The sequence below is a fragment of the Candidatus Rokuibacteriota bacterium genome (assembly GCA_030647435.1).
Taxonomy (GTDB): domain Bacteria; phylum Methylomirabilota; class Methylomirabilia; order Rokubacteriales; family CSP1-6; genus AR37.
Window position 1 is genome coordinate 23,214 of record JAUSJX010000063.1, and the last position, 8,356, is coordinate 31,569.

At 69.6% G+C, this 8,356-nt stretch carries 8 protein-coding genes; all 8 read left to right on the forward strand.

The window, feature by feature from the left end:
• Positions 1-13 precede the first annotated feature (13 nt).
• The 8 genes from Q7W02_11430 (at position 14) to Q7W02_11465 (ending at position 8,232) form a co-directional block, all read left to right on the forward strand.
• Positions 14-682, forward strand: coding sequence for a phosphoribosylanthranilate isomerase (locus Q7W02_11430; protein MDO8476775.1), 669 nt, complete (start codon positions 14-16; stop codon positions 680-682).
• The gene (gene trpB, locus Q7W02_11435; GenBank protein MDO8476776.1) at positions 679-1,932 is read left to right on the forward strand and encodes a tryptophan synthase subunit beta; all 1,254 of its coding nucleotides are present in this window, start codon (positions 679-681) and stop codon (positions 1,930-1,932) included. Before Q7W02_11430 ends, trpB begins: the two co-directional genes overlap by 4 nt.
• Complete coding sequence (trpA, locus tag Q7W02_11440; GenBank protein MDO8476777.1) at positions 1,929-2,756, forward strand: tryptophan synthase subunit alpha; 828 nt, start codon at positions 1,929-1,931, stop codon at positions 2,754-2,756. Before trpB ends, trpA begins: the two co-directional genes overlap by 4 nt.
• Before the next feature lie 2 nt (positions 2,757-2,758).
• A complete protein-coding gene (gene accD / locus Q7W02_11445; protein MDO8476778.1) occupies positions 2,759-3,622 on the forward strand; it encodes an acetyl-CoA carboxylase, carboxyltransferase subunit beta in 864 nt (287 codons plus the stop codon).
• A complete protein-coding gene (locus tag Q7W02_11450) occupies positions 3,619-4,926 on the forward strand; it encodes a folylpolyglutamate synthase/dihydrofolate synthase family protein (GenBank protein ID MDO8476779.1) in 1,308 nt (435 codons plus the stop codon). Before accD ends, Q7W02_11450 begins: the two co-directional genes overlap by 4 nt.
• Positions 4,927-5,069: 143 nt before the next feature.
• Entirely contained in the window at positions 5,070-7,181 is a 2,112-nt protein-coding gene (lptD, locus tag Q7W02_11455; GenBank protein MDO8476780.1) for an LPS assembly protein LptD, read from the forward strand.
• 50 nt (positions 7,182-7,231) lie between these two features.
• Positions 7,232-8,038 (forward strand): DegT/DnrJ/EryC1/StrS family aminotransferase, encoded by an 807-nt coding sequence (locus Q7W02_11460; protein ID MDO8476781.1) that lies wholly within the window; start codon positions 7,232-7,234, stop codon positions 8,036-8,038.
• Between the two features lie 53 nt (positions 8,039-8,091).
• On the forward strand, positions 8,092-8,232 hold the full coding sequence (locus Q7W02_11465) for a hypothetical protein (GenBank protein MDO8476782.1): 141 nt from the start codon (positions 8,092-8,094) through the stop codon (positions 8,230-8,232).
• The last annotated feature ends 124 nt before the right edge of the window (positions 8,233-8,356 follow it).

An 8,356-nucleotide genomic window follows, 5' to 3' on the forward strand; every position in this document is an offset into this window, starting at 1 on the left:
GGGGAGTGCTGAGTTGATCAGGGTCAAAATCTGCGGGATCACCAATATCGAGGACGCGCGCTGTGCTGTCGACGCCGGCGCGGACGCTCTCGGCTTCATCTTCGTGGAGAAGACGCCGCGGTACGTGGAGCCTGCGGCAGCCGCATCGATCATCGCCCAGCTGCCGCCATTCGTCACGACGGTCGGCATCTTCTGGGATCACGCCCCTGGCCATGTCAAGGCGGTGGCCGCGGAGGCGGGACTGGGAGCGCTGCAATTCCATGGCGAGGAGAAACCCGAGGACCTCGCCGGCTACGACCTGCCGGTGATCAAGACCATCAAGCTGCCGGCGGTGTCGACGATCGAGGGCCTGCCGGAGTACCGGGCCACCGAGGGGTTCCAGGTGCTGTCCTACAGCAAGGTCGCCGCCGCGGTGCTGCTCGACACGGCGGTCCGATGGAGCGAGGGCGAGGCCCGCGAGCCCCTGGAGTGGCGCCATGCCGCCCGCATCGTTCTCACCTACCGCGACCGGCCGAGACCGAGAGTCATTCTCTCGGGCGGGCTCACGCCGGAGAACGTGGTCCGGGCCATCGGCATCGTGAAGCCCTATGCTGTAGACGTGAACTCGGGGGTGGAGGCGAGTCCCGGCACCAAGGACCCCGACAAGGTGCGACGCTTCGTCGCTGCGGCTCGATCGGCATGACCTCCCGCCTTCCCGACCCCGGATCGCTCCCCGACGCCGCCGGACACTTCGGTCGCTTCGGCGGGCGCTTCGTCCCCGAGACGCTGATGGCGCCGCTTGTCGAGCTCGAGAAGGCCTACCGGGCGGCGATGCGGGACAAGCGCTTCACCGGCCGCCTGAGAGGGCTCCTGACGAGCTACGCCGGCCGCCCGACCCCTCTGTACTTCGCCGAGCGGCTCACTGAGCACTGCGGCGGGGCCAAAATCTTTCTCAAGCGAGAAGACCTCTGCCACACGGGCGCGCACAAGATCAACAACGTGCTGGGCCAGGCGCTCCTGGCCGAGCGCATGGGCAAGCGGCGGATCATCGCGGAGACAGGCGCGGGCCAGCACGGCGTCGCGTCGGCGACCGCGGCGGCGCTCTTGGGGCTCGAGTGCCAGGTGTACATGGGCAGCGTGGACATCGCGCGCCAGGCGCTCAACGTCTTCCGGATGAAGCTCCTGGGCGCCGCGGTCATCCCCGTCGAGAGCGGCTCGAAGACGCTCAAGGATGCCGTCAACGAGGCCCTGCGGGACTGGGTCACCAACGTGCGGAGCACCTACTACCTCCTCGGATCAGCGCTGGGCCCGCACCCGTACCCCATGATGGTCCGCAACTTCCACCGCGTCATCGGCGAGGAGGCGAGGGCCCAGTCGCGCAAGATCACGGGGAGGCTGCCCGACCTCTTGGTCGCCTGCGTGGGCGGCGGCTCCAACGCCATCGGTCTCTTCTGGCCCTTCATCAAGGACACGCGCGTCAGGATCGTGGGTGTCGAGCCCGGCGGCCACGGCGTCTCCACCGGCCGGCACGGCGCCTCGCTCGGCGCGGGAGCGGTCGGCGTTCTGCACGGCAGCATGAGCTACGTGCTCCAGAACGACGACGGGCAGATCGCCGAAGCTCACTCGATCTCCGCGGGACTCGACTACCCGGGCTCCGGGCCCGAGCACGCCTACTACAAGGAGATGGGGCGCTTCCAGTACGAGTCGGCGACCGACGCCGAGGCCCTCGACGCCTTCGGGGCCCTGACGCGGCTCGAGGGCATCATGCCTGCGCTCGAGTCCGCGCACGCGGTTGCCTGGGCCATGCACGCCGCCGCCGCCATGAAGAAGAGCCAGAGCATCGTGGTCGGGCTGTCCGGCCGGGGCGACAAGGACGTCCATACGGTGGAAACGGCGCTCGCGGGTGCCGACGGGCACGGCGCCGCGGCCGCGGCGGCCGGAGGCCGGCGATGACGGCGGCCGGGCGCCTGGCGGCGACGTTCGCGGCGCTTCGAGAGCGCGGCGAGCGGGCGCTTGTTCCCTACTTCACCGCGGGCGATCCGTCGCTGGCGCTCACGCGCCGGCTGGTGGTCGAGGCCGCGCGGCGCGGAGCGGACATCGTCGAGCTGGGCGTGCCGTTCTCGGACCCGCTGGCCGACGGCCCCGTCATCCAGCGCGCGACCCAGCGGGCGCTCCACGCCGGGGTGACGCTGCTCCGCGTGCTCGAGCTCGCGCGCGAGCTGCGCGGCGAGACCACCGTGCCGCTGGTCTTCCTCACGTACTACAACCCGCTCCTGGCCTTCGGGCTCAAGGCCTTCTGCGGGACGGCCGTGGAGAGCGGCGTGGACGGCGTCATCGTCGCGGACCTGCCGCCCGAGGAATCCGGGCCCCTGCGCGGCGAGGCGCACGCCGCCGGGCTCGACCTGATCCACCTCGTCGCGCCGACCTCCACTCCCGACCGGATGCGGAAGATCGCGCGGGCCAGTAGCGGTTTTCTCTACATGGTCTCGCTGACGGGTGTGACGGGCGCCCGCGCCGAGCTGCCGGTGGAGCTGGCGCAGCACCTGCGCACGCTGCGCGGGATCACCACGAAGCCGATCTGCGTCGGCTTCGGCATCGGGACTCCAGCCCAGGTCGCGGCCGTGGGACAGGCGGCCGACGGTGTCATCGTCGGCTCGGCCATCGTCCAGCTCATCGAGAAGCACGCGGGCCAGGCCGACCTCGTGACGAAGATCGGTGATTTCATCGCGTCGCTCAAGGAGCCGCTCAGGCCCGCAGGCGAAGAGTCGAGGGCCTGAGCATGGCCGCCTGGTTCTGGAAGGGGAAGGGGGAAGGGGAGGACAGGCCCAAGAAGGTCAACATCGCTGAGGGCCTCTGGGTCAAGTGCGACTCCTGCAAGGAGATCGTCTACCGCGCAGAGGTCGACCGCGCCGGCCGCGTCTGCCCCAAGTGCCGCTACCCCTTCCGCATCAACGCGCGCGAGCGCATCGCCTCGATCGTGGACGAGGGCTCCTTCGAGGAGCGCGAGGCGGGGCTGCGCTCCAAGGACCCGCTCGGCTTCAAGGACACCAAGCGGTACACGGACCGCGTCAAGGCCGCCCGCAGCAAGACCGGTCTCGAGGAGGCGGTGCTGACGGGCGTCGCGCGCATCGGGGGGCACCCGGTCGTCCTCGCCGTCTTCGAGTTCGGCTTTCTCGGAGGCAGCATGGCCTCGGTGGTGGGCGAGAAGCTCGCGCGGGCCATCGAGCTCGCGATCCAGAAGCGGCTGCCGCTGCTGATCGTGTCGGCGTCCGGCGGGGCGCGCATGCAGGAGGGCATCCTCTCGCTCATGCAGATGGCCAAGACCGCCGCGGCGCTCAAGCGGCTGGCCGACGAGCGCCTGCCCTACATCTCGCTCCTCACCGACCCGACCACGGGCGGCGTCACGGCCAGCTTCGCCATGCTGGGCGATCTCATCCTTGCCGAGCCGCGCGCTCTCATCGGATTCGCCGGGCCGCGAGTGATCGCCGAGACCATCCGCCAGCCCCTGCCCGAGGGCTTCCAACGCTCGGAGTTCCTGCTCGAGCACGGCCAGCTCGATCTCGTGGTGGAGCGGCGCGAGATCCGCGAGACCCTCCGCCACATCTTCGGCTTCTTCGCGGGCCGGTCGCTGCCGGTCCCATGACGTATCGCGAGGCCGTGGCCCGCATTGCCGGGCTGCGGGGCGGCGAGATGGCCGGCATGCGCCCCGGCCTCGAGCGCATCGAGGCGCTCCTTGGAGCGGTGGGCAGCCCGGAGCGCGCGATGACGCTGGTGCAGGTGGCGGGCACCAACGGCAAGGGCTCCGTCGCCGCGATGCTCGCGGCCATCCTGCAGGCCGCCGGCCGCCGCGTCGGCCTCTACACCTCGCCCCACCTGCTGGACCTGCGCGAGCGCATCCGTGTGGACGGCCGCCCGATCGACGAGGCCGTTTTGGCCGACGGCGTGGAGGCGCTCGGCACGCTCCTGGCAAGGCTCGACGCGACCATGTTCGAGGCCCTGACCGCGCTCGCGCTCGACCACTTCGCGAGCGACGGCGTCGAGGTGGCGGTGCTCGAAACGGGTCTCGGCGGCCGGCTCGACTCGACCTCCGTCGGCCGTCCCGCCGTCGAGGTGATCACGCGCATCGACTACGACCACCAGGCGTATCTGGGCGATACGCTCGAGGCCATCGCCGGCGAGAAGGCGGCCATCATCAGGAGCGGGGTCGCACTTTCGGCCGGGCAGGAGCCTGCCGTCGAGGCCGTCCTCGCCCGCCAGGCAGCCCTGGTCGGCGTGCCGCTCCTCGTCGAGGGGCGCGATCTCCGCGTGCGGGTGCGAAGCGCGTCACTGGACGGCCAGTGGCTCGATCTCGAAGGGCCCGGATGGCGTCTGGACGACGTGCGCTGCGGACTCCTGGGCGTCTTCCAACCCGGCAACGCGCTCCTGGCGGCGGCGGCCGCCCGCGCCCTCGGCGCCGGCGACGCGGCGATCCGCGCAGGCCTCGGCCGGGCGCGCTGGCCCGGGCGCTTCCAGCTGATCCGCCGCGACCCGCCCGTCATCGTGGACGGAGCGCACAACCCGGCCGGCGCCCGGGCGCTCGCGGCTTCGCTCGAGGCGTACTTCCCCGGCAGGCGCGTCACCTTCGTCGTCGGCACCTCGGAGGACAAGGACCGGACCGGCATCCTGGGCGCGCTCCTGCCGCTGGCCGAGCGGGTCATCTGCACAGCCGCCAACCACCCGCGGGCCTCCTCCCCGGCCTCGCTCGCTGAGCTGGCGCGCTCCCTCGTCGGCGGCGGGACTACAAGAGTAGATACGGCGGCTACTCCGACCGAGGCCCTACAGATGGCCCTCTCGGAGGATCAGACCCCTACGGTTTGTGTGGCGGGCTCGCTCTATCTCATAGGCGAGATCCTCGCCCAAGCCACTGAAAATACAGATATTTTTAGCCAAGCCCTACGGCGTGGCTGATACCATATGGGTCTGTGCTCCTGAAATCTGCGCTCGACCTCTGTCCGCGCGGCCGCCTGACCCCTCGAGGCTGGGCCGCGGTCCTCGCCGTGGCCCTCTGGGGTCTCGCTGGTCCCGGGCCGGCCCTGGCGCAGCAGTCTCCCTTGTCCCTAAGCGGCCCGGGGGGTGAGACCAATATCGTCGCCGACCGCATGCAGCAGATTGGCGGCGACTCCGATCTCTTGCTGGCCACCGGCAATGTCGAGATCACCCGCGGAGGAAGCCGGCTCGTCGCCGACCGCGTGGAGCTGAACCGTGCCACCGGCGAGGCCGTCGCTCAGGGCAAGGCGGTGTTCTTCGACGGCCAGGACCGGCTCGTCGGGGAGCGCATCGATTTCAACCTCAATACCGGCACGGGCGTGGTCTACAAGGGCTCGACCTTCGTGCCGCCCTACTATCGCCTTTCCGCGGACCGGATGGACCGGCTGGGCGAAAGCGTCTACAGCGTCCGGCAGGGTATCTTCACCACGTGCGAGGGTGACAACCCCGCCTGGTCCTTCCGCCTTGGCTCGGCCCAAGCCGACCTCGAAGATATGATCAGCGGCACCGACACCTCGTTCCTCGTCAAGGGCTTCCCGGTCATTCCATGGGTGCCGTTCTTCGCCGCATCCATCGGGCGCGAGCGGAAGTCGGGGTTCCTCTTCCCCGAGTTCGGCTCCAACTCCCGCTACGGCTTCCTCGCGCGGACGCCGTACTACTGGGCCATCAACGACAGCCAGGACCTGACCTTTGCCCTCGATGTGTACACCAAGCGGGGGATAGGAGCCGACCTCGACTACCGCTACATCCTCTCTCGGGACACGCGCGGCCAGCTGACGGCGTTCGGATTCAACGAGAGCTTCCTCAACTCGGCGCAGTCGGCAGGGCTGCCCGAGAACCGCGGCTACGTCAAGTTCCAGCACGTCTGGCAGGCGACGCCGAGTCTGTCCTTCAAGCTCGACTCCAACGTCACGTCCGACGACAACATCTATAAGACCTACGCCTTGACGACCGCGGACCGGGTCCGGCAGATCGCCGAGACGAGCGCCTTCGTCACCCAGCGCTGGAACACGTTCAACCTGGTCGGTCGCGTCTACTGGTACCAGGACCTGACGCAGACCCGCGCGGTCGAGCTCCAACGGGCGCCGGAGATCAAGCTGACGAGCCTGCGCCAGCCCCTGCCCGGGGTGCCGGGCCTGCTCTACGAGGGGCAGGCGTCCTTCGTCAACTTCGTCCGCGAGGTCGGCTCCGCCGGAGTCCGAGCCGACTTCCACCCGCGCCTCTACCTGCCCGTGTCGGTCGCGGGGTTCTTCACCGTGACGCCCTACGCCGGCGGCCGCCTGACCTTCTATAACCGAGAGGTGGTGGGACAGGGGGTCTCCCTCGGGCCGGTCTCGGCGAACCCGGTGACCATCGAGTCGACCAAGAACACCGACCGACTGCGGCAGCAGATCGAGGGCGGCCTGCTCGTCGAGGCGCGGGCCTCGCGCGTCTACAGCCTCGACGGCACCGGCAGCATCGCCGCGCTCGAGCACGTCATCGAGCCGCGCGCCAACTTCATCGAGATCCGCGGCCTCAACCAGAAGGCCAACCCGCAGTGGGAGCCGGGCGGGGGCCCGACGAGCCGCATCGACCCGGGCTACGAGGCGCGGACGGGCATCGACGCCGTCAACAAGGCCAACGAGGTGACGTACTCGCTGACGAACCGTCTCAACGCGCGGACCACGTCGGGGCCCAACGAGCTGCCGGTGCGCTGGGAGCTGGCGCGGATGACGGTCAGCCAGACCTTCAACTTCCTCCCGGTCGGGACGCAGTTCAAGGACCTCGTGGCCGAGGCCATAGCCCAGCCGAATGAGCACCTCCGCTTCAGCGCGGATGCCCGGTACAATGTCTACGACTTGGGGCTCCGGGACGCCAACGCGGACATTACCGCGGTCTTCCGCGACTTCTCCGCGAACGTGGGGCCGCGCTTCAACGAGCAGCAGGGCTTTCGCTTTCTACAGGCGGGCGGGACGGCGCGGCTGTCGCGATTCGTGGACGTGAAGGTGAGCAGTGCCTGGGACGTTACGGCCGGCCGGGCGACGGAGGCCCGCGGGGGGTTCGACATCCACTTCGACTGCTGGGCGATCACGACCGAGTACGTCTACCGCTACGGCCAGGACAGCGAGTTCCGATTCTCCGTCAACCTCCTGGGCATGGGGCAGGCGAGCACGTCGGCGGGGGGGCTCGGCTTCTGATCCCGCAGATCGATCTCGCGCGGCAGCACGGGGCGCTCCGGGCCGAGCTGGTGGCGGCGGCCGAGCGGGTGCTGGCCTCCTGCCGGTTCATCCTCGGGCCCGAGGTAGGAGCGCTCGAGGCCGAGCTGGCCGCGCTTTGCGGCACCCGTCACGGCATCGGCGTCAACTCCGGCACCGACGCGCTCGTGCTTGCCCTCAAGGCGGTGGGCGTCAAGCCCGGCGACGAGGTCGTCACGTCGTCGTTCTCGTTCGTGGCCTCCGCCAGCGCCGTGCTGATGGTGGGCGCCCGGCCCGTCTTCGTCGATATCGACCCGGTCACGTACAACCTCGATCCCGCGCTGGTGGCGCGGGCCGTGACGCCGCAGACGCGCGCCATCGTGGCGGTGCACCTCTACGGCCAGCCCGCCGCCATGGACGCCCTCACCGCCATCGCCTCGGCACGAGGGATCGCGGTGGTCGCCGATGCTGCCCAGGCCGTGGGCGCGACCTACGACGGCCGGGGCGTGGGGGCCTGGGGCGATGCCGCATGCCTGTCGTTCTACCCGACCAAGAACCTCGGGGCATGCGGCGACGGGGGCATGGTGCTCACCGCGCGCGAGGACGTGGCCGAGCGGGTGAGACGGCTCCGGGACCACGGCTCGCTCCGGAAGTACGAGCACCTGGAGCTGGGGCACTCGAGCCGGCTCGACGAGTTGCAGGCCGCCTTTCTCCGGGTCAAGCTCCGGCGCTTGCCCGAATGGAACGCGACGCGCCGCCGGCTGGAGCTAAAGGGAGTCGACGCAGAGTTACTCCAGATGAACGCACGCGAGATCGCTTTCCCAAGGCGACGTTTGACTTCGTCTGGCCCTGTGGAGTGATACACCACACTTTGCAAACGGCCGTGATCCTGCGTGAGATCAATTGTGTGCTGATGCCGGACGGCGAAGAGCGCCTCATGGTCTACCATCTCGATGGGAAGAGCGCCTTTACGGTGTTGGCGCGCGTCCACCTCTTAGGACTCTGGCGCAACCGCACGGTCGACGAGAGCCTATGGGCGCGGGCCGAAGGCTAGATGGCGCGGCACTATTCGAAGGACATGATGACGGACATCCTCAGCCTGTTCTTCCAGAAGGTGGAGCTGCGCACCTATGGGCAGAACGCCAATGCCATACCGCTGCCGTGCCGGCTGCGCGGGC